This is a genomic window from Xanthomonas sp. F1 (assembly GCF_014199855.1).
This window is the reverse complement of record NZ_JACHOK010000006.1, coordinates 31,915-58,049: the sequence shown is the minus strand read 5'-3', so window position 1 is coordinate 58,049 and position 26,135 is coordinate 31,915. Positions and strand designations below refer to the sequence as shown.

The 26,135-nt window shown below is 68.8% G+C and carries 21 protein-coding genes; 8 read left to right on the top strand and 13 right to left on the bottom strand.

Annotated features, from left to right (window positions below; translation table 11 throughout):
* Positions 1 to 5: 5 nt before the first annotated feature.
* The 5 genes from xylB to GGR71_RS14055 all read right to left on the bottom strand — a co-directional run bounded on the left by xylB (position 6) and on the right by GGR71_RS14055 (position 8,113).
* On the bottom strand, positions 6 to 1,508 hold the full coding sequence (xylB, locus tag GGR71_RS14075) for a xylulokinase (RefSeq protein WP_160957787.1): 1,503 nt from the start codon (positions 1,506 to 1,508) through the stop codon (positions 6 to 8).
* 54 nt (positions 1,509 to 1,562) lie between these two features.
* Positions 1,563 to 3,092 (bottom strand): tryptophan halogenase family protein, encoded by a 1,530-nt coding sequence (locus GGR71_RS14070; RefSeq protein ID WP_160957790.1) that lies wholly within the window; start codon positions 3,090 to 3,092, stop codon positions 1,563 to 1,565.
* A gap of 13 nt (positions 3,093 to 3,105) precedes the next feature.
* Positions 3,106 to 4,107, bottom strand: coding sequence for a cupin-like domain-containing protein (locus GGR71_RS14065; protein WP_160957793.1), 1,002 nt, complete (start codon positions 4,105 to 4,107; stop codon positions 3,106 to 3,108).
* Positions 4,108 to 4,127: 20 nt separating this feature from the next.
* The gene (locus GGR71_RS14060; protein ID WP_160957796.1) at positions 4,128 to 4,886 is read right to left on the bottom strand and encodes a SapC family protein; all 759 of its coding nucleotides are present in this window, start codon (positions 4,884 to 4,886) and stop codon (positions 4,128 to 4,130) included.
* A gap of 95 nt (positions 4,887 to 4,981) precedes the next feature.
* A complete protein-coding gene (locus tag GGR71_RS14055) occupies positions 4,982 to 8,113 on the bottom strand; it encodes a TonB-dependent receptor (protein WP_160957799.1) in 3,132 nt (1,043 codons plus the stop codon).
* Positions 8,114 to 8,431: 318 nt separating this feature from the next.
* On the opposite strand from GGR71_RS14055, the gene GGR71_RS14050 reads away from it, so the two are divergent.
* The 4 genes from GGR71_RS14050 to GGR71_RS14035 all read left to right on the top strand — a co-directional run bounded on the left by GGR71_RS14050 (position 8,432) and on the right by GGR71_RS14035 (position 13,267).
* A complete protein-coding gene (locus tag GGR71_RS14050) occupies positions 8,432 to 9,499 on the top strand; it encodes a LacI family DNA-binding transcriptional regulator (RefSeq protein ID WP_456362628.1) in 1,068 nt (355 codons plus the stop codon).
* Positions 9,500 to 10,646: 1,147 nt separating this feature from the next.
* Positions 10,647 to 11,390 (top strand): L,D-transpeptidase family protein, encoded by a 744-nt coding sequence (locus tag GGR71_RS14045; RefSeq protein ID WP_237474262.1) that lies wholly within the window; start codon positions 10,647 to 10,649, stop codon positions 11,388 to 11,390.
* Positions 11,387 to 12,682, top strand: coding sequence for an amino acid permease (locus tag GGR71_RS14040; protein WP_160957804.1), 1,296 nt, complete (start codon positions 11,387 to 11,389; stop codon positions 12,680 to 12,682). Before GGR71_RS14045 ends, GGR71_RS14040 begins: the two co-directional genes overlap by 4 nt.
* Positions 12,683 to 12,769: 87 nt before the next feature.
* Positions 12,770 to 13,267, top strand: coding sequence for a hypothetical protein (locus GGR71_RS14035; protein WP_048489591.1), 498 nt, complete (start codon positions 12,770 to 12,772; stop codon positions 13,265 to 13,267).
* A 120-nt stretch (positions 13,268 to 13,387) separates the two neighbouring features.
* On the opposite strand, the gene GGR71_RS14030 is transcribed toward GGR71_RS14035, so the two are convergent.
* Positions 13,388 to 13,891, bottom strand: a complete 504-nt coding sequence (locus GGR71_RS14030; RefSeq protein ID WP_160957806.1) for a hypothetical protein — start codon at positions 13,889 to 13,891, stop codon at positions 13,388 to 13,390.
* A gap of 168 nt (positions 13,892 to 14,059) precedes the next feature.
* On the opposite strand from GGR71_RS14030, the gene GGR71_RS14025 reads away from it, so the two are divergent.
* Complete coding sequence (locus GGR71_RS14025) at positions 14,060 to 14,368, top strand: hypothetical protein (RefSeq protein ID WP_160957808.1); 309 nt, start codon at positions 14,060 to 14,062, stop codon at positions 14,366 to 14,368.
* Positions 14,369 to 14,947: 579 nt separating this feature from the next.
* On the opposite strand, the gene GGR71_RS14020 is transcribed toward GGR71_RS14025, so the two are convergent.
* The 7 genes from GGR71_RS14020 to tsaD form a co-directional block, all read right to left on the bottom strand.
* The gene (locus GGR71_RS14020) at positions 14,948 to 16,093 is read right to left on the bottom strand and encodes a PQQ-dependent sugar dehydrogenase (protein WP_160957811.1); all 1,146 of its coding nucleotides are present in this window, start codon (positions 16,091 to 16,093) and stop codon (positions 14,948 to 14,950) included.
* Positions 16,094 to 16,275: 182 nt separating this feature from the next.
* Positions 16,276 to 18,453: a glycoside hydrolase family 3 N-terminal domain-containing protein gene (locus GGR71_RS14015; RefSeq protein ID WP_160957813.1), complete on the bottom strand. Its 2,178-nt coding sequence runs from the start codon at positions 18,451 to 18,453 to the stop codon at positions 16,276 to 16,278.
* A gap of 254 nt (positions 18,454 to 18,707) precedes the next feature.
* Positions 18,708 to 19,649, bottom strand: coding sequence for an alpha-E domain-containing protein (locus GGR71_RS14010; protein ID WP_160957816.1), 942 nt, complete (start codon positions 19,647 to 19,649; stop codon positions 18,708 to 18,710).
* Positions 19,649 to 21,097 carry a circularly permuted type 2 ATP-grasp protein gene (locus GGR71_RS14005; RefSeq protein WP_160957818.1) on the bottom strand — a complete coding sequence of 483 codons (1,449 nt, stop codon included), beginning with the start codon at positions 21,095 to 21,097 and terminating at the stop codon, positions 19,649 to 19,651. Before GGR71_RS14005 ends, GGR71_RS14010 begins: the two co-directional genes overlap by 1 nt.
* Before the next feature lie 79 nt (positions 21,098 to 21,176).
* Positions 21,177 to 22,496 carry a mechanosensitive ion channel family protein gene (locus GGR71_RS14000; RefSeq protein ID WP_160957821.1) on the bottom strand — a complete coding sequence of 440 codons (1,320 nt, stop codon included), beginning with the start codon at positions 22,494 to 22,496 and terminating at the stop codon, positions 21,177 to 21,179.
* Complete coding sequence (gene folB / locus GGR71_RS13995; RefSeq protein ID WP_160957823.1) at positions 22,493 to 22,846, bottom strand: dihydroneopterin aldolase; 354 nt, start codon at positions 22,844 to 22,846, stop codon at positions 22,493 to 22,495. The genes GGR71_RS14000 and folB overlap by 4 nt, the downstream gene beginning before the upstream one ends.
* Before the next feature lie 89 nt (positions 22,847 to 22,935).
* Positions 22,936 to 24,024, bottom strand: coding sequence for a tRNA (adenosine(37)-N6)-threonylcarbamoyltransferase complex transferase subunit TsaD (gene tsaD / locus GGR71_RS13990; protein WP_160957825.1), 1,089 nt, complete (start codon positions 24,022 to 24,024; stop codon positions 22,936 to 22,938).
* Positions 24,025 to 24,145: 121 nt separating this feature from the next.
* On the opposite strand from tsaD, the gene rpsU reads away from it, so the two are divergent.
* From rpsU to GGR71_RS13975, 3 genes are all read left to right on the top strand, one after another.
* Entirely contained in the window at positions 24,146 to 24,361 is a 216-nt protein-coding gene (gene rpsU, locus GGR71_RS13985) for a 30S ribosomal protein S21 (protein ID WP_003465342.1), read from the top strand.
* A 249-nt stretch (positions 24,362 to 24,610) separates the two neighbouring features.
* Positions 24,611 to 25,057, top strand: a complete 447-nt coding sequence (locus GGR71_RS13980) for a GatB/YqeY domain-containing protein (protein WP_048489581.1) — start codon at positions 24,611 to 24,613, stop codon at positions 25,055 to 25,057.
* A gap of 133 nt (positions 25,058 to 25,190) precedes the next feature.
* Entirely contained in the window at positions 25,191 to 26,105 is a 915-nt protein-coding gene (locus GGR71_RS13975; RefSeq protein WP_160957827.1) for a YihY/virulence factor BrkB family protein, read from the top strand.
* Positions 26,106 to 26,135: the final 30 nt, after the last annotated feature.

The window sequence follows — 26,135 nt, the reverse complement described above, 5'->3', positions numbered from 1 at the left end:
GAGGATCAACCGCGGAACAGCGGCATGAAGGCATCGAGGTGGCGCAGGAAGCGCGCATAGGCCGCGGCATAGGCCTGGCTGCGCGCCGGGTCGGGGCGCGCCGACAGCTTCGGATCGACCGCCACATGCCGCTGCGCGATGTCGGCGATCGAGGCGGCGTCGCCGCGTGCCAGGCCGATGGCCCACAGCGCCTGCAAGGCCGCACCGAACGCGGCGCCCTCCGGCTGCGTCGGTACGTCAACCGGCAGGCCGAACACATCGGCCACCAGTTGCCGCCACGCGCCGCTGTTGCTGCCGCCGCCGGTCAGCACGATGCGCTCGAACTGCATGCCGGCGCGCACGAATGCGTCGAAGCCGTATTTCAGGCTGTAGGTCGCCCCTTCCATCGCCGCGCGATAGAGGTGGGCCGGGGTCATGTTGGTCGTGTCCAGGCCTGCCAGCATGCCCTTGCCCAACGGCAGATCCGGCGTGCGCTCGCCATTGAGGAACGGCAGCATCACCAGTCCGTCGGCGCCGGGCGCGGTGGCGTGCAGATGCGCATCGCCGTCGCGGGTGCTGAAGCCGAACGCGGCGGCGACCTGTTCGGTCGCCACGGTGCAGTTCATCGTGCAGATCAGCGGCAGCCAGCCGCCGGTGGACGAGCAGAACGCGGCCCATGCGCCGTCCGGGTCGACCACCGGCGTATCGGAATAGGCGAACAAGGTGCCGGAGGTGCCCAGGCTCATCGCCAGGCGACCGGGCACGACGCAGCCGGTGCCGATGGCCGCCATCATGTTGTCGCCGCCACCGACGGCGACCTTCAGCGTCATCGGCACGCCAAGCATGGTGGCGGCGGCCGGGTCGATGTCGAACAATGCATCCGGCGCGGCGAAGCGCGGCAGGCAGTCCGCCAGATCACGCTGCGGATCGGTGGCGCGCAGCAGCTCGGTCGACCAGGTGAGGGTGCGCACGTCCAGCCAGCCCGTACCCGACGCGTCGCCGTATTCGCAGAAGCGCTGGCCGGTGAGCACGAAGTTGAGATAGTCGTGCGGCAGCAGGATCGTGGCGAGGCGTGCATAGGCATCGGGCCGGTGCGTCCTGGTCCACGGCAGCTTGGAGGCGGTGTAACCGGCCAGGATCGGGTTGCCCGCCAGCGCGATGGTGCGCGCCGCGCCGCCAACCGCGTCCATGATCTGCATGCACTCGGCCGAGGTGCTGGTGTCGCACCACAGCTTGGCCGGTGCCAGCACCTCGCCTGCCGCATCGACCGGGACGAAGCCGTGCTGCTGGCCCGACACCGCCAGCGCGGCGAGGCGCGAGCGCAGCGCAGGATCGATCGCCTGAAAGCAGGCCTGCAGGGCCGCGACCCAGTCGGCCGGCCACTGTTCGCGGCTGCCGTCGGCGGCGGCATCCAGGCTCAGCGGCGCGCTGCTGCTGGTCACGACACTGCGCCCGACCGGGTCGTAGACCACGACCTTCAGGCTCTGCGTCCCCGCATCGATTCCGGCCACCAGCTCCCTTTCTTCCACGTCGTCTCCGCCTTCTAGTTAGCGCTATCATTTTTGAGCGACAGCAATGTGCTGCTACGCCAGGGAAACGCTCCGCTGCCAGACGTCGGGCGCCGCCTTGCAATAGCGCTCGATGAACTCCGCCTGCGATGGCATCGCCGCACTCGCCTGCTGCAGCGGCTGGCGGATCCGCAGCAACAGCGTGCGCAGGTCCGCGTCGTCGATGGCGGCGGCCAGCGGGTGCGGCGGTCCCGGCTGGATGCCCTGCCCCAGCAATACGCTGGTCCACGAATCCACGCGGAACAGTTCGCCGGGGTCCTGCCAGGCGTGCGCCCGTTCGCGCCAGGCGCGCAGCCGTAGCGCGAGCGACTCGGGCAGTGCCATCTCACGGCAGGCCTTCCACATCGGCTCGTCGCGCTGGGTGGCGTGGTAGTGCAGGATGATGAAATCGCGTACGTGCTCCATCTCCTGGCGGCTGACCGTGTTGTACAGCTCCACCAGCGTCGGGCCGATGCCCTCGTGTGGGAACAACTGGATCAGGCGCACCACGGCGCTGATGGTCAGGTGGATGCTGGTCGATTCCAGCGGCTCGATGAAGCCGCTGGCCAGACCCAGCGCCACCACATTCTTGTTCCACGCCTGCAACCGCCGCCCGCTGCGGAACGGCACCAGCCAGGGATCGCGCAGCGGCGGGCCGTCGACATCGCGCAGCAACTTGGCGTGCGCCTCGTCGTCGGACATGTGGCGGCTGGAGAACACCAGCCCGCAGCCGACCCGGTGCTGCAGCGCGATATGCCAGCGCCACCCGGCCTCGTGCGCGATGGCGCGGGTATACGGCACCGGCGGCGCGACCGCCTCGGTCTGCACCGCGACGGCGCGATCGCTGGGCAACCATTCGTGCCAGTCCTCGTAGCCGGTGTGCAGGGTCTGCTCGGTCAGCAGACCACGGAACCCGGTGCAGTCGATGAACAGATCGCCTTCGATGACTTGCCCGTCTTCCAGCAGCAGCGACGCGACGGAGCCGTCGTGCGCGTGCTGCCGCACTTCGCGAATCTGGCCTTCCACTCGGCGCAGGCCGTGCGCTTCGGCCTTCTTGCGCAGGAATTTCGCGTAGAGCGCGGCATCGAAGTGGTAGGCGTAGTTGACCTGCGGCTGGGTGTCCAGCGAGAACCGGTCCGCACGCGAGGCGACGCTTTCCAGGCAGAAATCGCCCAGGTCCGACGGCATGCCCCGGCGCAGGCTGTCCAGCCAGAAGTGATGGAACGGCGTGGCCCAGGTGCCCTGCCCGATCGAGCCGAACGGATGGATGAAGCGATCGCCGGGGCGGCGCCAATGCTCGAACGAGATCGACAGCTTGAACGTGCCGGCCACGGCGCGCAGGAACTCCTGCTCGTCGATCTGCAGGAAGCGGTGGAAGGTGCGGATCGGCGGCACCGTCGACTCGCCGACGCCCACCGTGCCGATCTGCTCGGACTCCACCAGGGTGATGTCCAGGCGATCGCGGAACTGGTGGGCCAGCGCGCAGCCGGCGAGCCAGCCTGCGGTGCCGCCGCCGGCGATGACGACCTTGCGGATGCGTCCGTCCGTTGTGGTGGCGAGGTTCAAGACGATGCTCCCATCAGCGGTTGAGCCGCGCCAGCAACTGCGCGCGCGTGCGGCGCGCCCGTGCCTCGTCAAACGGCGCCAGCTCGCCCCGGGCGGCCTCGGGCAGGTGCTGGCCTGCACGTTCGCCGGGACCGAACACGTAGTAGTCGAAGAGCTTCGCCCAGGCCTGCTTCTCGCGCGCCGGCAGATCGCGCAGCGCCCACATCGCGTGCTGCAGCGCCGTCAGCGGCGAAGGCAGGAAGGCCGGCGCACTGCGCCACCAGTAGTTCACCAGCACGTTGAACGGCGCCAGGCTACGCACGTGGTGCCACCACATGCTCGGGATGAACAGCGCATCGCCCGGCTCCAACTCGACGTGCTGCGCGCTGGCGAGGGCATCGCGGAAGCGCGGATAACGCGCGAAGTCGGGGCGATCAACATCCACCACGCTGACCACCTGGCCGCCCGGCGTCGGTTCCAGCGGACCCGGATACAGGTTGTCGATCTGCTCCGGCGGAAACAGGGTGAAGCGACGCCGGCCCACGGCACAGCAGGCCAGGTTGTCCGGCGTGTCGAAATGGCAGGAGGCGGTGACCCGGTTGCCGATCCAGATGCTCGCCGGCGCATCGATGCCCTGCCCGGCCAGGCCGGCGTCGTTGGCCTGCGCGAACCCCGGCAGCGCCCGATCGATCGGCAACGACGCGACATAGTAGGTGGGCGGCCGCGGATCCTCGAGGGTATCCGCGATCGCATCCAGCACCTGCGTCAGCGGTCCGCGCCGGACCTCGAAATTCAACTGGGTGAAATCGGCGTTGTAGAACGGGCGTCCCTCGATCTCGGGTTCGCCGAAGGAATACGGAACGGGCACGCCCGCATCGAAACCGCGCAGGTAGGCCAGTGCGTCCTCCGTGGAGCGCAAGCCGGCCTGGACCAGTCCCCAGTCGCGCGCGATGCCGCGCAACACCACCGGCTCCCCCGCCGCTGCCAGCGCCTGCAATGGCAGGGCCGTGGGCTGCACGCCCTCCAGTGTCCGCATGGCCCCGCCGTCCGCCACGCTCAGTTCCTGCCCGCCGCGCCGGCGGCATCCTGCAAGCGCAGGCGTCGCTGTTTCTCGGCGATCAGGCGGCGCATGTTGTGCAGCGAAGCCAGCATCAGGTACGCGCCTTCCAGGTAGCCGGCGCGGTTGAGCGCGGCCAGGTCGGACCCGTCCAGCCCGGCCAGGCGGTCGCGATCGATCGCATGCAGGCCGTTGACGCCGACCCGATGCTGCGCATCGAGCTGCACGTCGAGCGCGACGGGCTGGATCAACCCCTGTGCATCGAGCGCGGCGAACATGTCCGCGCCGAACGCATGGCCCTCGTGGATGCCGCGCAGCACCCCGGCGATGTGGTCGAGATAGGGCGTGTTGCCGCCCTGCGGCAGGAACACCGGCTCGCCCTGCATCGCGGTCACCCGCGGATGCTCCATGTCCACGTGCAGGACCGCTTCCTGGCTGAGCACGCCATCGATCCGCTGCTCCTGGAACCCGATGAGGAACGGCCCCTTGGCCGCCGCCCCGGGCAGATAGGACGCCGTCCAGCGCCGCTCGTGCAGGAACAGATTCTCGTGCTGTTCGAACCCCAGCAGCGCCACGGACTGCCATGCGCCGGTCGCCGGGTCCTTGCGCAGGAAGATCGGATACTCGCGCTGCAACTCGGCGAACTCGCTCGGGTAGGCCGGCAGCATGCCCACCGCGTCGCCGAACTCGGGGCCGAAGTCGGTGGCCACGCGCAGGTCGCGGTGGGCGATGTTGTTGAGCATTTCGTAACGCGGCATGGTAGTTGCGCACTCCCGGTGAAGCCTTGCACGGGACACCGCCGCAATCGCGGCGGCGCCCGTGACGACATGCGAAGAGATCCTCTCCGCCTTCTTCAGAACTTGTAGCGCACCCCCAGCATATACCGCGGACTCTGGTCGGCCAGCTTCACGATCATCTGCGAGGTCCGCGAACGCCAGCGCACGTCCTCGCCGGTCAGGTTGATCGCTTCCAGGCCGAACGACCAGTTGTCGTTCAACGTGTAGTTCACGCTGAGGTCCCACTGCTCGTACGGTTCCACATAGTACGGATTGCGGCTGGTGCCCTGGTTGGCCAGGATCAGGTACTGGTCGCGCCAGTTCCAGGCCAGGCGCACCGACCAGCCGTATTTTTCGTACATCAGCACCGCATTGGCGGTATCGCTCAGGCCGGTGAGCGCGAACTGGTCGATGCTCGGGTCGCCGCCATTGTCGTAACCGACGTCGCCTTTGACGATGGTGTAGTTGGCGAGGATGCCGAACCCGGTGTCGCCGAGGAAGTACTGGCCACCGAGCTCCCAGCCATGCAGCTTGGCCTGGTTCTGGTTGATCGGGCGGTTGACGTTGAACTCGTACAACGGATCGTCGGCCTCGCCGTAGAGATCGTAGGCCGCTTCGGTCGCCAGCACCTGCGCGCCGGTGCCGTTGTAGGCGGCCAGGCCGGCCGGGTTGTTGCGCAGCAGGGCAAGCGCAGTGAACAGCGACGTATCGTTGGCCGAGCAGGCCGCCGCGTTGGCCGGGCCGACTTGGGCGAGGCAGGCACCACTGGTGAGGAAGGCCAGGGCCGACCTCGCGTCCGGACCCGAGGTCGGATCGCGCAGGCCGTACAGCGTCTCCTGTACGACGGTATTGCCGACGAAGTTGTTGACGGACTTGTTCCAGTACGTCACCGACAGATAGCTCGCATCGGCGAAGTACCACTCCAGCGCCAGGTCGAGATTGTCGGACTCCAACGGCTTCAACGAGGGGTTCTGCGCGGTGCCGCTGGCCCGCGAGGACGGATCGATCAGCACCGAACCGAATGGCTGCTGTGCCCCGGGACCGGCATAGAGGTTGCCGATCGGCGCGCGCGCGATGCTCTTGCCGAACGAGACGCGCCCCTTCAGCGTCTCGCTGAGATCGATGCTGAAGTCGAGGTTGGGCAGGATGTAGCTGTAGCTGGTCTTTTCGCTGAACGGTTGCTGCGCGTTGGACAGCACCACGCGGAAGTCGTTGTTGGACTGCCACTCGATCGCTTCGGGCGTGGCGATGACCGAGGTCGACACCACGTCGGTGGTTTCGTAGCGCACGCCCAGCCGGGTATTGGTGCGCATGCCGGCCAGCTCGCCATCCAGTTCGACCTGGAAATACGCCGAGCGGGTCTTCTCTTCCACGAAGTTGTCGGCGGCGCGCTGCGGGCTGACGCCCAGGCCGACGCCGTACTGGCTGGCCGCCCATTCCGCGAGCCGGCCCGCGTCGCCCCGCCATGCGGGCCAGCTGCTGCCGCCGTAGTCATGGAACAGGCCGATGATGTTGACCGGCTGCATCAGGTTCATCAGGCCGCCGGCGGTATCCCGGTCGACATTGGCCACGCCCCAGTCGCCCAGGGTGGAATACGCCTCGGCCGCCTGGATGCGATGGGTGGTGGACTTGTTGCTGTCCACACCGAACTGGAAGCGGCCCTGGTCGAAGCTCCACTCGCCATCCACGCGGGCCTGCTTGATCTGGCTGATCTGGCTCTGCGAGTTGACCCGCAGCACCTGCGAACCGATCTCGCCCGGCACGAAGCCCGGGTTGACCATGCCATTGGCCTTGGCCGCGGCGGCGGCGTCGCTCGGATACCAGACCTGGGTGCCGATCGGCAGGCCGTTGTTGAAGTTCAGTTCCTGCACCCAGGAGCCGCCACAGTGCGGACCGGTGGTGCAGTTGTTGGTGCCGGCGATGCTCATGAAGATGGAACCGCCGCCGGTCAGCGGATCGTTCGGGCGGCTCTCGTTCTTCGAGTCGTGCGCGTCGAAACTGAGCTTGAGCCGGTCGGTCACGTTCCACACCGCGTTCAGACCGAGCGAGCCGAGCTTGTACTTCTGCATGCTGCGCTGCTGCTCGAGGCCGAAATCCTTGGTGCCGGCGATTTCGCGGATGTAGGTCGGCACGGCCACCGCACCGCTGGTATCGAAGGTGACGTCGGTGTAGTTGCTGTTCTGCAGCCACATGCCCTGCTCGCCACGATTCTCGGTGATCTCGTTGGTCGAATAGGTGTAGTCCAGGGTCAGGGTCAGGCTGTCGGTGGGCGCGAACTGCAGCACCGCCTGGCCGTTGACGCGCTCGCGTTCGAACTCGGAGAACGCATAGCGCAGGTCGTTCGGGCGGGCGTACAGCGCACCGACCTGCGGCGCATTGACCACGGTCGGGTTGCCGGGCATCGAGCCGGTCCACGGCTGCACGTTCCAGTAGTTCTCGGTGGCCTGCACCGAGCCGCCCTTGCGCTTCTGGTAGCTCGCGCTCACGCCGACGCCGAAGGTCTTGTCCGGATTGCTGTAGCTGAAGATGCCCGACAGTTCCGGGGTGATGTCGTTATCGAACGGCTGGCTGCGGTCGGAGACCGCCTTGGCGCCGGCACTGGCGACGATGCCCTGATGGTCGAACGGGCGCGCGGTCAGGATGTTGATGGTGGCGCCGATGCCACCGCTGGGCATGTTGGCCTGGCTGGTCTTGTAGACCTCGATGCCGTTGATCGCCTCGGCCGCAAGTTGGGCGAAGTTGAAGGCGCGGGTACCGCCGTCGACGCCGCCGATGGCGACCTGCCCGGCGGCACCGAACGCATCGGCGCCCGGCATCTGCCGTCCGTTGAGCGTCACCATGTTGAACTGCGGGCCAAAGCCGCGCGCGGTGACCTGCGCGCCTTCGCCATCGCGCCGCTCGATGGAGATACCGGTGATGCGCTGCAGCGACTCGGCCAGGTTGGTGTCGGGGAACTTGCCGATGTCCTCGGCACTGATGGCATCCACCACGCCCGCGGCGTCGCGCTTGATGTCCATCGCCTGGCTCAGGCTGTTGCGCAGGCCAGTGACCTGGACGGTGTCCAGTTGCGTCGGGCTGCTCTGGGCCTGCTGCTGCGCGGCAGGCGCCGGCGTCGACGCGTCCTGTGCGAAGGCGGGATTGATGACCAGGACGCCACCGACGAAGGTGAACATGGCCGTGGATTTGAACTTCGCCAGTGCGCGGCTCATGGACGAGCCCTCAGGTCTGGCGTGCGACGAAACATAGAAGCACTCATGACTCTCCCCTCTGACATGCGATCGATGGATGTACCGCCCCTCCCCCAAGAGGCACGCACGGGCGATGCCCGTCTTCCACGCCGAACATCGCAGCGCGCTGAGCGTTCGCTGCGATTCAAAACTCCGTTTCAGGATTGCCAGACGACGCGCGATAAAGGCTCCCCCCGAGCCCGACTGCCGCTGATTGATAGCGCTATCATCGCGTCGACCGCAGACTACGCACCTGGGATATCGCTTGTCATCATGCGTCGCAACAAAGGACCGCATTCCTTGAAGAGCACCTCCAAAACGATGCGTCGAAGAGGGAACGCCATCACCATCGACGACGTCGCGGCGCATGCGGGCGTCTCGCCCATGACCGTCTCGCGCGTCACCCATGGTCACGCCGGCGTGCGCGAAAGCACCCGCGAGCGGGTGATGCGCAGCGTGCGCGCACTGGATTACCGGCCCAACCCGGCCGCCAGCGCGCTCGCCGCAGCGCAGCACACCTGCATTGCGTTGATCTACACCAATCCCAGCTCCAGTTATCTGCGCGAACTGCTGGTCGGCGCGCTGCGCGGGTCCACGCGCGTGGCCGCGCAACTGGTGATCGCCACCTGGGATGGACTGGGTCCGCGGGCGCGTCGCGCCGCCGCGCGCACGCTTTGCAACAGCGTGGCGGGGGTGATCCTGCCGGCGCCGTTGTGCGAATCGAAGGCGATCGTCGCGGTGTTCGTCGACGCCGGGATTCCCGTCGTCTCGATCGCGTCCGGTCGGTTCAGCGACAGGATCTCCTGCGTGCGCATCGACGACCGCCGTGCCAGCCATGACATGGTGTCGCACCTGATCGCGCACGGGCACACCCGCATCGGCTACATCACCGGCGACCCGAACCAGACGGCCAGTGCGCACCGCTGGCAGGGCTACCGGGATGCGCTGGCCGAGGCAGGCATCGGCTACGACGCCGCGCTGGTGCAGCCGGGCGACTTCACCTATCGCGCCGGACTGGAGGCGGCCGAACGGTTGTTGGCGCTGCAGCAGCGCCCCAGCGCGATCTTCGCGAGCAACGACGACATGGCCTCGGCGGTGGTGTCGGTGGCGCATCGCCGTCGTCTGAAGGTGCCGGAGGATCTGTCGGTGGTGGGATTCGACGACACGTCGGCGTCGACGATGGTGTGGCCGGAGCTGACCACGATCCATCAACCGGTGGCGGACATGACCGACACGGCCATCGATCTGCTGCTGCGGGAGATCCGGCAGGCCGCTGGCGCGGCGCGCGTCAGCGTCAATCACGTGGTGCCGCACCGCTTGGTCACGCGCGACTCCGTCTCGCGGCCGCTGGTGGTTCGCGCGCCATAGGGCGAACCATGAGGCCGGCACACTTGCGGCGCTATCGGTGTGGTTGCAGGTGTCGCTTTGGCTTTGGCTTTGGCTATTGCTTTGGCTTTGGCTTTGGCTTTGGCTATTGCTGTGGCTGTGGCTATTGCTGTGGCTGTGGCTGTTGCTGTGGCTGTGGCTGTTGCCGTTGCTCTGGCTTTTGACTTACCGGGTTCCCTTCCGAAGCGGCGAACCAGGCGGGAAAAACCCGAAGGGCGGCGCACATGGATGTGCGCCGTCCGCGGCAGGGGCAGGATGCCCCTTCCGCGGATCCCGTCTGGTTCGCGGACCCGGAGCGCGCAGCGCGGAGGGCGCGTAGGCAGGGCGCGCTTTCTTTTGGTTACCTTTTCTTTGCGCGAGCAAAGAAAAGTAACTCGCCCGAAAGGGCGAAAGCCTTTGCTGTTGCTTCAAGCTTGAGTGTCAGACGAGAAGAGTTGTAGGAGCGGCTTCAGCCGCGACAGACACGGCTGATCGCCTCGGTCGCGGCTGAAGCCGCTCCTACAATTCAGCAATGGCGGCAGCATCTTCAAGAGCAAAGCTTTCGCCTTGCGGCGAGTTACTTTTCTTTGCTTGTGCAAAGAAAAGTAACCAAAAGAAAGCACACCCTGCCTCGCGCCCTCCGCGCTAACGCGCTCCGGGTCCGCGTCCACCCCGGGGATTCGCGGAAGGGGCATCCTGCCCCTGCCGCGAACGGCGCACATCCATGTGCGCCGCCCCTTCGGGGTTTTTCCCCGGGCCGGCCGCCGCTTCGGAAGGGAACCCGGTAAGTCAAAAGCCAAAACCACGGCAAAAGCACGAGCAACAGCAACAGCAACAGCAGCGGCAGCGGCAGCGGCAGCGGCAAGGATCAGCTTGCGTGAGTTCCGAACAAGCACCCACGACACAACACCCATACCGCCGCCCACACGTCACCAGCGCATACACAGCCCATCATCCACAGCATCAGCCGAGTTGCCGGCAAGCGAGCCGCATCAGCCCGCGCCATCCACCTCGCAACTGCGCTACCGTTCACCCACGGCGCGTCGATTGCGCCATGCCGCCCCCGGAGATCCCCATGCCCCTGCTCCATCGGTCCCCTGCCACGCCGCTGCATGCCGGCCGCCGTCGCACCTGGCGCATCGGCCTAGCCATGCTGTGCGCCCTGATCGCCGCGCCCGGGATGGCCGCCGACACCGGTGCCGTGCCCGCGGTGCAGCGCGCGCAACAGCTGATCCTGGTGCTGGCGCCGGATTGGGACAGCCCGCAGGGCACGTTGCAGGCGTTCGAGCGCGACGCGCAAGGCTGGCGCGCGCATGGCAAGGCCTTCGACGTGAGCCTCGGCCGCCATGGCAGCGCCTGGGGCCTGGGCCTGCATCCGGCGCAGGAGGACGGCCCGCAGAAGCGCGAAGGCGATGGCCGCAGCCCGGCCGGGGTGTTCACCATCGGCGAGGCCTTCGGCTATGCACCGCGCATCGACAGCGCCATGCCCTATCAGGCGATGCAGCAGAGCAACTACTGCATCGATGTGCCGGACTCGCCGCTGTACAACCGCATCGTCGATGCCAAGGACGTCGGCAGCGCCGCGGTGGCCGGGTCCACCGAACCCATGCGCCTCGACTTGCAACACGAAGGCGACCAGCGCTACCGCGAAGGCTTCGTGATCCAGCACAACGCGCAGGCCACACCGGGTGCCGGCAGCTGCATCTTCGCCCACCTGTGGCGCGCGCCCGGCGCACCCACCGCCGGCTGCACCGCGATGCAGCAGGCCGACATGCAGCGGCTGCTGGCCTGGCTGCGGCCGTCGGCCGCGCCGCTGTTCGTGCTGCTGCCGCGCAGTGACTACAAACGCCTGCAAGCCGACTGGGCATTGCCGGCCGTGGAGCCGGCACCGTGAGCGAGGCGCCGCAACCCGGGCTGGTGCGTGCGGTCAGCCGCTGGCAGATCGTCGGGCTGTCGATCAACGACGTGATCGGCAGCGGCATCTATCTGCTGCCCGCGGCCACCGCCGCCCTGCTCGGGCCGCTGAGCCTGTGGGCAGTGCTGCTGGCCGGTGTGGCGGTGGCGCTGCTGGTGCTGTGCTACGCGCAGGCGGCCAGCTACTTCGACGAACCCGGCGGCAGCTATCTCTACGCGCGCGAGGCGTTCGGCCGCTTCGCCGGCTTCGAGATCGGCTGGATGATCTGGCTGACCCGGATCAGTTCGGCGGCGGCGCTGAGCAACGGCCTGGCAGATGCGGTGGTGCGCTTCTGGCCGGCCGCGTCCGGAGGCGGCGCGCGCCTGGGCATCGTGGTCGGCTCGCTCGGCCTGCTCACTGCGATCAACGTGATCGGGGTGAAGTCGGCCGCGCGCACCGGCGTGGCGCTGGTGATCGGCAAGCTGGTGCCGCTGCTGCTGTTCGTGGCCATCGGCGTGTTCTACGTGGACTGGTCGTGGGCATTCTCCGGCAAGACCCCTGACCCACGCGATGTCGGCAACCTCGGCGAGGCGGCGTTGCTGCTGCTGTTCGCCTACGCCGGCTTCGAGAACATCCCGGCCGCCGCCGGCGAATACCGCAATCCGCGCCGCGACGTGCCGTTCGCGCTGATCACCATGATCGTCACCGTCACCCTGATCTATGCCGCGGTGCAGGTGGTGGCGCAGGGCACCCTGCCCAACGTGGCGCAATCGGCGACGCCGCTGGCCGATGCCGCCAGCGGCTTCGGCGGCGAGGCGCTGGCGCTGATCCTCACCGTGGGCGCCACCATCTCCATCCTCGGCACCACCAGCAACACGGTGATGCTGGGGCCGCGCTTCCTGTTCGCGCTGGCCAAGGACGGCTATGGCCCGGCGTTTCTGGCACGGGTGCATCCGCGCTTCCGCACGCCGGCCGCGGCGATCCTGCTGCAGGGCGTGCTGTCGCTGGCGTTGGCGCTGTCCGGCTCGTTCGTGCAACTGGCGCTGCTGTCGATGGTCACCCGCCTGTTCGCCTACATCGGCACCGCCGCCGCGGTGCTGGTGCTGGCACGGCGCTACCGCGACCGTCCCGGCGCGCTGCGGCTGCCGGGCGGGCCGCTGATTCCGTTGGCGGCACTGTTGCTGGCGTTGGCGCTGCTGCTCAGCGCCAGTTGGCAGAACCTGGCCGCCGCGGGCGTGGCGTTGCTGGTCGGCGCGCTGTTCTATCGGTTCCCGCGCAAGGACGCGGCATGAACGCCTTCACGCCGCCTTGCGCGCAGGTCACGCGCGGATAACCGCGGCGCCCGGACGCTGGATGCCCGCCAGCAAGGGTCGCCCGCCATGAAACGACGCCGCGTCTACAGCGCTCCGGATCTGCCCACCGCCACCCGTGCGCTGCAGGCCGCGCGCAGCGCCGGCCTCGACAACGACGACCTGTCGCTGGTTGCGCGCGGCGACATCGAGCTGGAGGCCATCCCCGACGACCGCAAGGAAGGCAAGACCGATACCGTGCCGGCCGCCGCACGTGGTGCCTTGGGCGGCGGCGCGGCCGGGCTGCTGGCCGGGCTGGCGGCGATCGCGGTGCCGCCGCTCGGCATTACCCTGGCCGGTGCCGGGGTGATGGCGATCGCCGGGGCATTGGTCGGCAGTTGGTCCTCGGCCCTGGTCGGGTCCACCGTGCCGGATCCGGTGCGGCGCAATTTCGAAGAGGAAATCGAAGCCGGCCGCATCCTGGTAGTGATCGAAGGCGAACCCGAACAGTTGGACGCCGCCGATGCGCCGTTGCGCGCGGCCGGCACGACGGCCTTGCCTTACGAAGCGGCGGCTGCCGCGCACTGACACCACGCCAGCAGTTGGGCGCATTGCGCGAGAGTTCGCTATTGCCGCTGGATTGCTTGCGCGGCCTGAGGGCACCCGAGACGACCGCCACCGCGCCGTCGTCGACGGGCGTGCCGCCTATCAGGCCCGCGTCAGCGTCCGCATGCGCACCAACAGACCCGCGGCGTACACCAGCCCATAGGCAATCAGTGCCGCGGCGATGCTCATGGTCAGGGGACTGGCGTTCTGCAGGGTTTCCGCGCTGCCGCCGGAGAAGGCGCCGCTGGCCCAGCGCCAAGCAAGACGCCCGAGCAACAGCACGCTCAACGCGGCGCCGATCCACGGATTGGGCGTATACCAGCGCGCGCCGTCCTGCAGCTCGATGCGCGTGTGGTGCAGGGCGAAGGCACCCAGCGCGGCGCCGCCCAGCGCGCCCAGCCCCATGCCCAGACGCACGGCGGGCAGCTGCGCGGCCAGCCAGGTCAGCAAGGCCGCAACCAGCAGCAGGAAGCCCAAGCGCACGCCGGTACGTCGCGGCTGCCAGGGCTGGCGGCCGAAATAGCGGCGGATGCGCCGGTAGTACAGCCAGCCGACGCCGGCCGTGGCCAGGTACGGGGTCAACAAGGCGATGCCGTTGGCGGCCATGGGGTCTGCCGGAAGGGAGGGGCGTAGCGGCGGATCGTAAGCCACCCGGGGCATCGGCGCAGCCTGCCAGAAGGCATGAATGTTTCATATCGCGATCACGCCGCGCAGGGGTCGGTTTAACGCCCGCATGGCTAGCGTGGAGCGCATTCATCGCAACGGAGAACCACGATGAGCGTTCCGTATCAGATTCCCGGCCGCGCCCCGAATGACGAGGACCGCAGCACCATCTCGCAATACTGGCGCGATCGCTTCGCCGACGAGCCCTACTACAGCGAGGGCGAGCGGTTCGAGGATTACGAGCCCGCCTACCACGCCGGCCACGAGGCGCGCATTCGCGACTTCAACCGCGCCTACGAGCAGGTGGAAGCGGAACTGCACCGCGATTGGGACAACAACAAGGGTTCACAGACGCTAAGTTGGAGCAAGGCGCGCCACGCGGTGCGACGTGCCTGGGAACGGGCGGGCAACGGCGAATGACGCAGGTTTTTCGCGTTGTCTGGTGAGCGCAGGAAAGGCATCGTATGAGCGGCTTCAGCCGCGACCGGCGGGTGGCATCGACCATCAGGCCGTCGCGGCTAAAGCCGCCCCCACGACGCTGTCGTGGGATGCAAAGCCAGCATCTGGGAATATGGCGACGAATTGCGACCTAGCTTGAATTGCTCCGGCTTGTCAGCACATCGGCGGCGAGCAGCACATGGCCCGCAAAAAAGGGCGAGCGGCCTCCCATCCAACACGGCGCTTAACTATTAGAACTTGTAGGAGCGGCTTTAGCCGCGACAGGCGTTCTCGGGAAGGCCTGTCGCGGCTAAAGCCGCTCCTACGACGCATGGGCGTCGCGTTTTTGTTGCACTCGCGCACCCATCCAGTCTCTCGTAAACGACTTCCGGAACAGAGGGCCGTCAGCCGCACGATTGCCTACGAGAGATCGAACAGGCGTGTTGCTTTCTGGGCGACGTCTCCACGCCCATCCACACCGCGTTGGATCGCACCATCGTCAACCGCGCGCCAATGCCGCCCGCCCGGCAGCGGCGCAACCGCCGCTGCCGGGCGCGCTCCTCAGCTCTCCAGCGGCTGCAACTTCAGCAACCGTCCACCCGCGCCATCCTCCAGCAGCCACAGGGCGCCGTCCGGCCCCTGCTCCACTTCGCGGATGCGCTTGCCCATGTCGTAGCGCGCCGCCTCGCGTGCGCGCTCGCCATTGAACTCGATCCGCACCAGCGACTGCGAGGACAGGCCGCCGATGAAGCCATTGCCGCGCCACTGCGGGAAGCGGCTGCCGTTGTAGATGACGAAGCCGGCCGGCGAGATCACCGGCGTCCAGCTCACCTTGGGCGCGGCGAATTCCGGGCGCGTGCTGTGGTCGGGGATCGGGCGGCCGTCGTAGTGGTCGCCATTGGACACGATCGGGTAGCCGTAGTTGGCGCCGCGCTGGATCAGGTTCAATTCGTCGCCGCCGGCCGGGCCCATCTCGTGTTCCCACAGCCGGCCGTTGGCGTCGAAGGCCAGGCCGAGCACGTTGCGGTGGCCCAAGGACCACACCTGCGCGGCAACGCCGCCGCGGTTGGCGAAGGGGTTGTCGGCCGGCACGCTGCCGTCGTCGTTGAGGCGCACGATCTTGCCCAGGTTGCCGCTCATGTCCTGCGCCGGATCGAACTTCTGCCGCTCGCTGGAACTGATCCACAGCTTGCCGTCCGGGCCGAACGCCAGCCGGTGGCCGAAGTGGCCGTTGCCGGACACCTTGGGCTGCTGCCGCCAGATCACCTGCTGCTGCGACAGGGTGCCGCCGCCGTTGTTGTCCAGGGTCAGCTTGGCGCGCATCACCGCCGCGCCGCGGGTGTCGCCGCTGCCGGGTTCGGCGTAGCTCAGGTAGACCCAGCCGTTCTTGGCGAAGCCCGGATGCGGCAGCACGTCGCCCAGGCCGCCCTGGCCGCCATAGGCCACCGCCGGGACGCCGCTCACCGCGCCGGTGTGGCCGCTGACCGGGTCGATGCGCTTGAGCGTGCCGCCCTTCTCGCTGACCAGGGCGGTGCCATCGGGCAGGAAGCTCATCGCCCACGGTTCGTTGAAGGTGGCGACCGGCGTCGCCGAGAACGGCCAGTCGCCGCGCCGCTCGGCGGCTTTGTCGGCGGGCGCGGCATGTGCCGCAGATATCGCTAGGCCCATGGCCAGCGCGCAAGCCAAACCCAGGGGAGTACGTTGCATGACGTGCACCTATCGGTTGGGGTCGAATCCCGAACCTAGCAGACCCCGCGTGCACGGCAAGCATGCCGCGGCCAAGGGCGTGGCCGCGGTCACGTCACGGCGACGGGTCCGGTAGACACGTCGCGTATTCACCTCCATCGACCGGCGGCGGCAGGCCTTGCCGCACTGCCGCGCCCCGGCGATCAGGCCTGCGGCAACAGCTCGAACGTGACCGGCTCGCCGCTGGCCGAGGACGCGCACACCCACAGGTCGAACAGGCCCGGCTCGGCCGCGCACTGCCCGTCGCGGCCGGTGAAGGCCAGTGCGTGGCGGTCGAGGGTGAAGCGGACCTCCATGCCCTCGCCCGGCGCCAGCCGCACCTTGCGGAACCCCTTCAGCTCGCGCACCGGGCGTACCCGGCTGGCGACGCGGTCGTGGATGTACAACTGCACCACTTCCTCGCCCTCGCGCTCCCCGACGTTGTCGATGCGCGTGGTCACGGTCAGGGTGTCGTCCCAGCCGACCTGGGTGCGGTCGAGTTGCGGCGTGCCGTAGGCGAACTGCGTGTAGCCGAGGCCATGGCCGAACGGATACAGCGGCGCGTTCGGCACCTCGCGCCAGCGCGACTTGAACTCGCTCATCGTCGGCAGTTCCGGCCGGCCGGTGCGCGGGTGGTTGTAGAAGTACGGCTGCTGCCCGGCGTCGAGCGGGAAACTCACCGGCAGGCGCGCGGACGGGTTGTAGTCGCCGAACAGCACGTCGGCCACCGCCGGGCCGGTCTGCGTGCCCAGGTACCAGGTCACCGCGATCGCCGCGGCGTCGCGCACCGCGCCCTGCAGCGCCAGCGCGCGGCCGTTGCGCAGCAGCACCACCAGCGGCGTGCCGGTGGCGGCCACCGCCTCGGCCAGCGCCTGCTGCGCCGGCGGCAGCACGATCTGCGTGCGCGACTGCGCCTCGCCGCTGTAGCGCTGCGGCTCGCCCAGCGCCAGCACCACCACGTCGGCGGCGCGCGCGGCGGCCACGGCCGCCTCGATGCCGCCGTCCAGCGGCGCTTCCAGCGCGCAGCCCGGCACCACGGTCAGCGCCTGCGCGTCGTCCAGCGCGGCGCGCACGCCGGCTTCCAGGGTCACGTAGCGGGTCTTGTCGCCGAACAAGGTCCAGCAGCCTTCGATGTTGTCGCGGTCCTGCACGAACGGGCCGATCAGCGCGATCTTCTGCCCCTGCTTGCGCAGCGGCAGCACCGGGCCGTCGTTCTTCAGCAGCACGATCGAACGCCGCGCCGCGTCGCGCGCCAGCGCATCGTGCGCGGCGATGTGCGACGGGTCTGCCTCGCGCGCCGGATCCAGCGAACGGTACGGATCGTCGAGCAGGCCGATCGCCTCCTTCAGTTCCAGCACGCGGCGCACCGACGCATCCAGCAGCGCCATCGGCACCTCGCCGTCCTCCACCAGCGACGGCAGGTGCGCGGCGTAGAAGCCGCTCTGCATGCTCATGTCCATGCCGGCCAGGAACGCTTTCTTGGTGGCGTCGCGCTCGTCGGCGGCATAGCCGTGCGCGATCAGCTCCATGTCGGCGGTGTAGTCGGAGATCACCACGCCGGGGAATTTCCATTCGCCGCGCAGGATCTCGGTCAGCAGTTCGTGGTTGGCGCTGGCCGGCACGCCGTTGATGTCGTTGAAGGAGGTCATCACGCTCAGCGCGCCGGCGCCGAGGGCGGCCTGGAACGGCGGCAGGTGCACGTCGCGCAAGGTCTGCGGGGCGATGTCGACGCTGGCGTACTCCATGCCGGCGGCGACCGCGCCGTAGGCGGCGAAGTGCTTGGGCGTGGCCAGCAATGCATCGTCGGCACGCAGGTCCGGCCCGTGGAAGCCGCGCACGCGTGCGGCGGCGAAAGCGCAGCCCAGCACCACGTCCTCGCCGGCGCCCTCGGCGCCGCGGCCCCAGCGCTGGTCGCGGGCGATGTCCACCGCCGGCGCGTAGGTCCAGTGGATGCCGGCGGCGGTGGCCTCGACCGCAGTGGCGCGCGCGGTGCGCTCGGCCAGCTCCGGCTCGAAGCTGGCGGCCTCGCCCAGCGGGATCGGGAACACCGTGCGCATGCCGTGGATCACGTCCGCGGCCAGGATCACCGGGATCCCCAGCCGGCTCTCCTCCAGCGCCACCTGCTGGATGCGCCGCCCCAGCTCCGCGCCGACGCCGTTGAACAGCGAGCCGACCCGGCCGGCGCGCACCTGCTGCAGCACCTCGTCGGCATTGCGGACGTTGGCTTCCGGATTCACGTCGGGGGCGAACGGGCGCACCATGTCGGCGAAAACGCCGAGCTGGCCGACCTTCTCCTCGACGGTCATGCGGGCGATGAGCGATTCGATACGATCCGAAGCCATGGGGTCCTTTGAGAAAACGTTTACATAGCCGCCAATTCTAGCTCTGCGGCCAGTCGATGGGGCAAGTTCCGGCGCCGGAATCGCCTATTCAGAAAACTGTCTACGGACCGGGGCCGGCCAGGCCGCCGCGCACCATACGCCTGCGGACGTACGCCGCCTAGGGGTAGGCGACGGCGGGACTCGGCAGGGGTGCCCGGCGCACCAGGCGCCGCGCCGCGACCGCCAGCCACAGGCAAGGCGGTGCCTGCGGCCGCTCAGGAACTGAAGTAGGCCTCGGCGATGGCGCTGTGCAGGTGGCCGAGATGGGTCTGGATCTCGTCCATGAACCCGGCCGGGTTGTGCTGGGCCAGGTAGGCCGGGTCGGCATTGCGCACCAACCCGCTGATGCGCATCAGTGCGCGCTCCACCGGCGGCCGCGGCGGCATGGTCGGCAGGATGTGCTGGGCGCGCACCAGGCAGAACTGCACGCTGCGCGGGAAGTCGTTGTTCTGCAGCAGGAACCGCAGCGCCTGCTCGCCGGTGACGCGCTGGCGCACGTGCCGGCGGTACATCTGGTAGGCGGCCTGCGCGCGCAGCACGCTCATCCACTGCATGGCCTGGTAGGCCTCGCGGTCGTCTGCCTTGCGCGGGGTGATCAGGCCCGAGGCGCCGGCATCGATGATGCGCGTGGTCATGTCGGCCTGCTCGATCGCCGTGCCCAGGCGCAGGAACTGGAAACCGATGTCGCGGCTGACGTTGGCGGTCAGCAGCCCGGACACCTTCAGGCAGGCATCGGTCACGTGACCCAGGAACTCCATGCGGTAACGGCGGCCGACGCTGCGCTCGCCGTTGGCGTCGATGTACAGGTGCAGGTCGTTGACCGCCTCCCAGATCTCCTGCGGCAGGGTGTCGCGGATGCTGCGCAGCAGTTCGCGGGCGTAGCGCACCGAGCTGCGCAGCGAGGACGGATTGCGCTCGTCCAGCAGCAGGAAGCGCACCACGTCGGCGTCGCCGACGTCGTCGCCGGCATTGGGGAACCACAGCGCGAAGATCTCGCCGGCGCCGACCGTGTCGATCATCGGCCGCCAGGCGAAACGCACCGAGCGTGGCAGGTCCAGCTGCAGCAGGCTGCCCACCCCGACCAGCCGCGCGGTGGTCTCGGCGCGGCGCACGTAGCGGCTGAACCAGTAGAGGTTGTCGGCAACGCGCGAGAGCATCAGTCCAGTTCCTCGTCCAGGTCCACCACCCAGGTGTCCTTGGCGCCGCCGCCCTGCGAGGAATTGACCACCAGCGAGCCCTCCTCCATCGCCACCCGGGTCAGCCCGCCGGTGGTGACGTAGACGTCATCGCGGGACAGGATGAACGGGCGCAGGTCCAGGTGTCGCGGCGCCGGCCCGGCCTCGGTCACGATCGGCGCGGTGGACAGGCCCAGGGTCGGCTGCGCCATGTAGTTGCGCGGGTCGGCCAGGATCAGCTTGCGGAACTGCTCGCGCTGGCGCGTGGTCGAGCGCGGGCCGATCAGCATGCCGTAGCCGCCGGACTCGTTGGCCGGCTTCACCACCAGCTCGTCCAGGTGCTCGAGCACGTACTGGCGGTCGGTGTCGTCGTGGCACAGGTAGCTGGGCACGTTGGGCAGGATCGGCTCCTCGTCCAGGTAGTAGCGGATCATCTTCGGCACGTAGGCGAACACCACCTTGTCGTCGGCCACGCCGGCGCCCGGCGCGTTGGCCAGAGCGACCTTGCCGGCGCGCCAGCTGCGGATCAGCCCGGCCACGCCCAGCACCGAATCGGCGCGGAACGCCTCCGGATCCAGGAACAGGTCGTCGACCCGGCGGTAGATCACGTCGACCCGGCGCGGTCCGTACACCGTGCGCATGTAGGTGCAGTCGTCGTCGGCCACGAACAGGTCGTCGCCCTCGACCAATTCGATGCCCATCGCCTGCGCCAGGTAGGCGTGTTCGAAGTAGGCGCTGTTGAAGATGCCCGGGGTCAGCAGCGCGATCACCGGCTGGTCGCCGGGGCGAGGCGACAGCGCCGCCAGGGTGTCGTAGAGCTGCGCCGGGTAGTCGTCCACCGGCAGGATCGCGCTGGTCTCGAACAGTTCCGGGAACACCCGCTTGGCGACCATGCGGTTCTCGAGCATGTACGACACGCCGCTGGGGATGCGCAGGTTGTCCTCCAGCGCGTACAGCGCGCCGTCGGCGTCGCGCACCAGGTCCGAGCCGCACACGTGCGCCCACACCCCCAGCGCCGGGGTGATGCCCACGCACTGCGGGCGGAAGTTCACCGAGTGCTCCAGCAGCATCGCCGGGAACACCTTGTCCTTGACGATGCGCTGGGCGCCGTAGATGTCGCCGATGAACAGGTTGAGCGCGCGCATGCGCTGCTTCAGTCCGGCCTCGGTGCGCTGCCACTCGTGCAGCGGGATCACCCGCGGGATCAGGTCGAACGGCAGGGTGCGGTCGACGTTGCGGCCGTCGGAGTAGACGGTGAAGGTGATGCCCATGACCCGCGCGGCGACGTCGGCGGCGAGCTGGCGTTCGGACAATTCGCGTCCACTGAGGCTGGACAGGTACTCGATGACCCGGCGCGCGGCCGGACGTGGCTGCCCGTCGGACTGGATCAGCTCGTCGAAGGTGGCCGTGCGGTACTTGCTCCAGTCCATCGCGCCCCTTGTTGCTGCGGGCCGGCGGCGAGAGGCGCCGGCATGTTGTCCCGCAACATGCCCGCAGACGTGACGGCCGTCAAGCCGCCGGCGGCGGCACGACGTCCGGGGCGCGGCGGATGCGCGCGCTGTCCATGAACATCGCGTCGCTGGAGGCCTGGAACACGCGCAGGTCGAAATTGGGCAGGATTGCCAGCAGGTGGTCGAACAGGTCCGCCTGGATCTGCTCGTACATCGCCCAGCGGGTGTCGTTGGCGAAGCAGTACAGCTCCAGCGGCAGGCCGTTGGCGCCGGGTTCCAGTTGCCGCACCAGCAGGGTCATGTCCTGGCGCACGTGCGGGCTGGCGCGCAGGTAGTGCTCGACGTAGGCGCGGAAGGTGCCGAGATTGGTGATCCGGCGGCCATTGATCGGCGCCACCCCGCGCTCGGCCAGCGCCCCGTTCCACGCGTCGAGTTCGGTGCGCTTGCGGTCGATGTACTCGCGCAGCACGGTCAACTGCCGCATCTGCTCGATCTCGGCGGCGTCGAGGAAACGCACGCTGTGCTGGTCCAGGTACAGCGCGCGCTTGATCCGGCGCCCGCCGGCCTCGCTCATCCCGCGCCAGTTCTTGAACGAGTCGCTGATCAGCTTCTTGGTCGGGATGGTGGTGATGGTCTTGTCCCAGTTCTGGACCTTGACCGTATGCAGCGCGATGTCGATCACGTCGCCGTCGGCGTTCTGCTGCGGCATCTCGATCCAATCGCCGACGCGGACCATGTCGTTGGAACTGATGGTGACGCTGGCCACCAGCGACAGCAGCGTGTCCTGGAACACCAGGATCAGCACCGCCATCATCGCGCCCACGCCCGACAGCAGGATCACCGGCGACTTGTCGACCAGCACCGACACCATCAGCACCGCGGCGACCACGCCGAGCACGATCTTGAGCAACTGCATGTAGCCCTTGATCGGCTTGTTGTGCGCGTCCGGGCGCCGCTCGTAGACGTGGTTGAGCAGATCCAGCACGCGCGACGCCGCCAGCGCCACGGTCAGCACGATGAAGGCGGCGCAGACGTTGCGCACCACGCTGACCATCGCCACCGGCAGGTGCGGCACCGCGCCGATGCCCAGCGACAGCACCAACGCCGGGATCACGTTGGCCAGGCGCGGGATCACGCTCAGCTTCACCTCCTTGTCGCTGAGCACGGTGGCGCGCAGCGCACGTCGCAGCCCGCGCAGCAGGATGCGCTTGGTCACCCAGTTGGCCAGCCACGCCGCCAGCAGCAGCGCCACGATCACCATCGCGTCGTAGGCCCAGGGATACGGCGCCAGGGTGCGCTGCAGGTCGGCGAAGAAGCTTGCGCCGGGCGCCGCCGTCGGGGCGGCGCTGGCGAACGGCGGCAACGCCTGCACCGTCATGCGCGGCTGCGCTCGATGATGACCCCCACCGCCTGCGCCCCGCGCACCGCGCCCGGCTTGCTCAGCTTCAGCCGCAACCACTGCACGTCGAACTCGTCCAGCACCGCCGCCGCGCACCGCTCGGCCAGTGTCTCGACCAGGCCGTAGCCGGACTGCTCGACCAGTTCCACCAGGCGCTTGCTCACCGCCTTGTAGTTGAGCGTATCGGCGATGTCGTCGCTGGCCGCGGGCTTGCGGTTGTCGAAGCCCATTTCCAGATCGAAGCGCAGCGTCTGCCGGATCCGCCGCTCCCAATCGTAGATGCCGATCAGCGCGTCGATTTCCAGACCTTCGATGAAGACTTTATCCATTGGGAGCCGGGATTGGGGAATGGGGATTGGGGAATGGTAAGAGCGAAAGGCGAAAGCAAAGCAAAAGCAGAGGCAGGAGCGGAGCCGCTTTACGAATCCCCAATCCCCACTCCCGAATCCCGCGCCGCCGCCGCCGCAAGCGGCGGCAGCGTCGCCATGTCCCAGCGCGGCGTCACCTGCACCGCGGACGCGGCGTCGTGCAGCCCGGCCTGCAGGCGCAGGGCGCCGGCGAAGGCGATCATCGCGCCGTTGTCGGTGCACAGCGCTGGGCGCGGGAAGCAGGCACGGCCGCCGCGGGCCTGCGCCATCGCCTGCAGCTTGGCACGCAGGCGCAGGTTGGCGCCGACGCCGCCGGCGACAACGATGGTGTCGCTGCCGGCCGCCTCCAGCGCGCGCTCGCATTTGATCGCCAGCGTGTCCACCACCGCATCCTCGAAGCCGCGGGCGATGTCGGCGCGCACTGCGTCGGACTGGTCGCTGTCGCGCCAGGCCAGCAGCACCTGGGTCTTGAGGCCGGAGAAGCTGAAGTCCAGGCCGGGCCGGTCGGTCATCGGCCGGGCGAAGCGGAACCGCCCCGAGGTGCCCTGTGTGGCCAGCGCCGCGAGCTGCGGGCCGCCCGGATACGGCAGCCCCATCAGCTTGGCGGTCTTGTCGAAGGCCTCGCCGGCCGCATCGTCCAGGGTCTCGCCGAGCAGGCGATAGCGGCCGATGGCCTCCACCGCGATCAGCTGGGTGTGGCCGCCGGAGACCAGCAGCGCCACGAACGGCGGCGCCGGCGCGCCGTGCACCGGGTCCGGATCCTCCATCAGCGGCGCCAGCAGGTGGCCTTCCATGTGATGCACGCCGATCGCCGGCACCTCCAGCGCCCAGGCCAGGGCGCGGGCGACGCCGGCGCCGACCAGCAGCGCGCCGACCAGGCCCGGGCCGGCGGTGTAGGCCACCCCATCCAGGTCGCGCACCTGCAGGCCGGCCTCGGCCAGGGTCTGGCGGATCAGCGGCAGCAGCTTGCGGACGTGGTCGCGACTGGCCAGCTCCGGCACCACCCCGCCGTACTCGGCGTGCAGGGCGATCTGGCTGTACAGCGCGTGGGCGCGCAGCGCGGCGGCCCCGGAGCGGCTGGTGTCGTAGACGGCGACGCCGGTTTCGTCGCAACTGGATTCGATGCCGAGAACGTTCATGGGTGCATTGTGCGGCCGAATCGGCGGCAGGCCAAACGCGGTGCTTGCAGCCGCGGAAACTGTCGCTATAATGTGCGGCTCGCCGGGCGTGACCCGGTCACCATTGTGTCCCGGAGATTCCATGCCCAGCGTTAAAGTCCGCGAGAACGAGCCCTTCGAGTTTGCGCTCCGTCGCTTCAAGCGCACCTGCGAAAAGGCCGGCGTGCTGGCCGAAACCCGCAAGCGCGAGTTCTACGAAAAGCCGACCCAGGAACGCAAGCGCAAGGCCGCTGCCGCGGTGAAGCGCCAGCTGCGTCGCACCTCGCGCGACGTCACCAAGCGCCAGCGTCTGTACTGAGGATCGCGGCCTGCGGTAGCGGGGTGTGCCGGTTTCGGCATCCGCTACGGTAAGCCCACGAAGCCGGCACGCGCAAGCGTCGCCGGCTTTTTGTGCGTCTGCTGTTTTGACCCTGCACGCTGCCTCGCGCAGGGTCTCGGTCCCGTCCCTGTTCTCTCGGCGCCCCCGTGCCGCCTCGGCCATACGGCCTGCGCCAGCGCGCCTGCCTAGAATGCCCTTCCCCTTTTCTCTATCCCTGTGGAGCCCCTCATGACCCTCAAGCAGCAGCTCACCGACGACATGAAGGCCGCGATGAAGTCCGGCGACAAGCACAGCCTGGGCGTGATCCGGCTGATCAACGCCGCGATCAAGCAGAAGGAAGTGGACGAGCGCGTGGAGATGGACGACGCCGCGGTGATCGCGGTGATGGACAAGATGGTCAAGCAGCGCAAGGACTCGGTGACCCAGTACGAGGCCGCCGGCCGCGACGACCTGGCCCAGGTGGAGCGCGAGGAGATCGTGGTGATCGAGCGCTACCTGCCGAGCAAGATGGGCGAGGCCGAGATCGTCGCCGCGATCCAGGCGGCGAAGGCGCAGACCGGCGCCGCCAGCCCGGCCGACATGGGCAAGCTGATGGCCGTGCTCAAGCCGATGCTGGCCGGCAAGGCCGACATGGGCCAGGTCTCGGTGCTGGTCAAGCAGCAGTTGGCCGGCTGACGGACTGGCGGGCGGCGGGCTTCACCCGCCTTTCGATGCCGGGCTGCTACAACGCCCGGCAAGCCCGCGCCCTTCCTCCAGCGCGCAGTGCGGGACCGGCGTTGCGACGCCGCGCGCCGAAGGTCCCGCGCCCATGTCCCTGCCCCTGTCGTCCGATCGCCTGCACAAACATCTCGACCGCCTGCAGCAGAGCCTGCCGGCCGCGCTGGCGCGGCGCTTCGTCGAGATCGACGTGATGACCCAGGCGGCGTCGCTGTCGTTCTACGCGCTGCTGTCGCTGGCGCCGCTGCTGGTGCTGCTGCTGTGGCTCACCGCCTCGCTGTATCCGCAGGCGCAGGAGGCGCTGATCGCGCAGATCGGGCAACTGGCCGGGCACGGCGCGCGCGAAGTCGCGCAGACGGTGATCGACAACGCCAAGAACCAGCCCAACATCGGCTCGCTGGCCGGGCTGTGGAGCACCCTGCTGCTGTTCGTCGGCGCCACCGCGGTGTTCGCGCAGCTGCAGAATGCGCTGAACCTGATCTTCCGTACCGACAAGCAGCGCCTGGACGGCATCATGGCGTGGCTGAAGAAGCGGGTGTTCTCCTTCGGCGTGGTGCTGGGGCTGGGCTTCCTGCTGCTGATCTCGATGATCCTGACCACCGTGCTGCAGGTGGTGTTCGCGCGGATGCCCTCGCTGCTGCCGGCGGTCGGCTACGTCTCGACCCTGGCGATCTACGTGCTGGCCTTCGCCGTGCTCTACCACTACCTGCCCGACCGCCGGGTGCAATGGCGCCAGGCGGTCATCGGCGGCGCCATCACCGCCTGCCTGTTCGTGGCCGGGCGCTATGCGATCGGCCTGTACATCGCCACCGCCGCGCCCGGCAGCGCCTACGGCTCGATGGGCGCGCTGGTGATCCTGCTGGTGTGGATCTACTACGCCACCGTGGTGTTCTTCGTCGGCGCGCTGATCACCGCGGTGATCGACGAGCGCCTGCGCTCGCACAGCAAGCTCACCGCCGCCGGGATCGACCCGCGCAGCGCCACGCAGGCGCCACCGACGCCGTGATCGCACGGCGCTGAACCGCGCAGGCCGCGC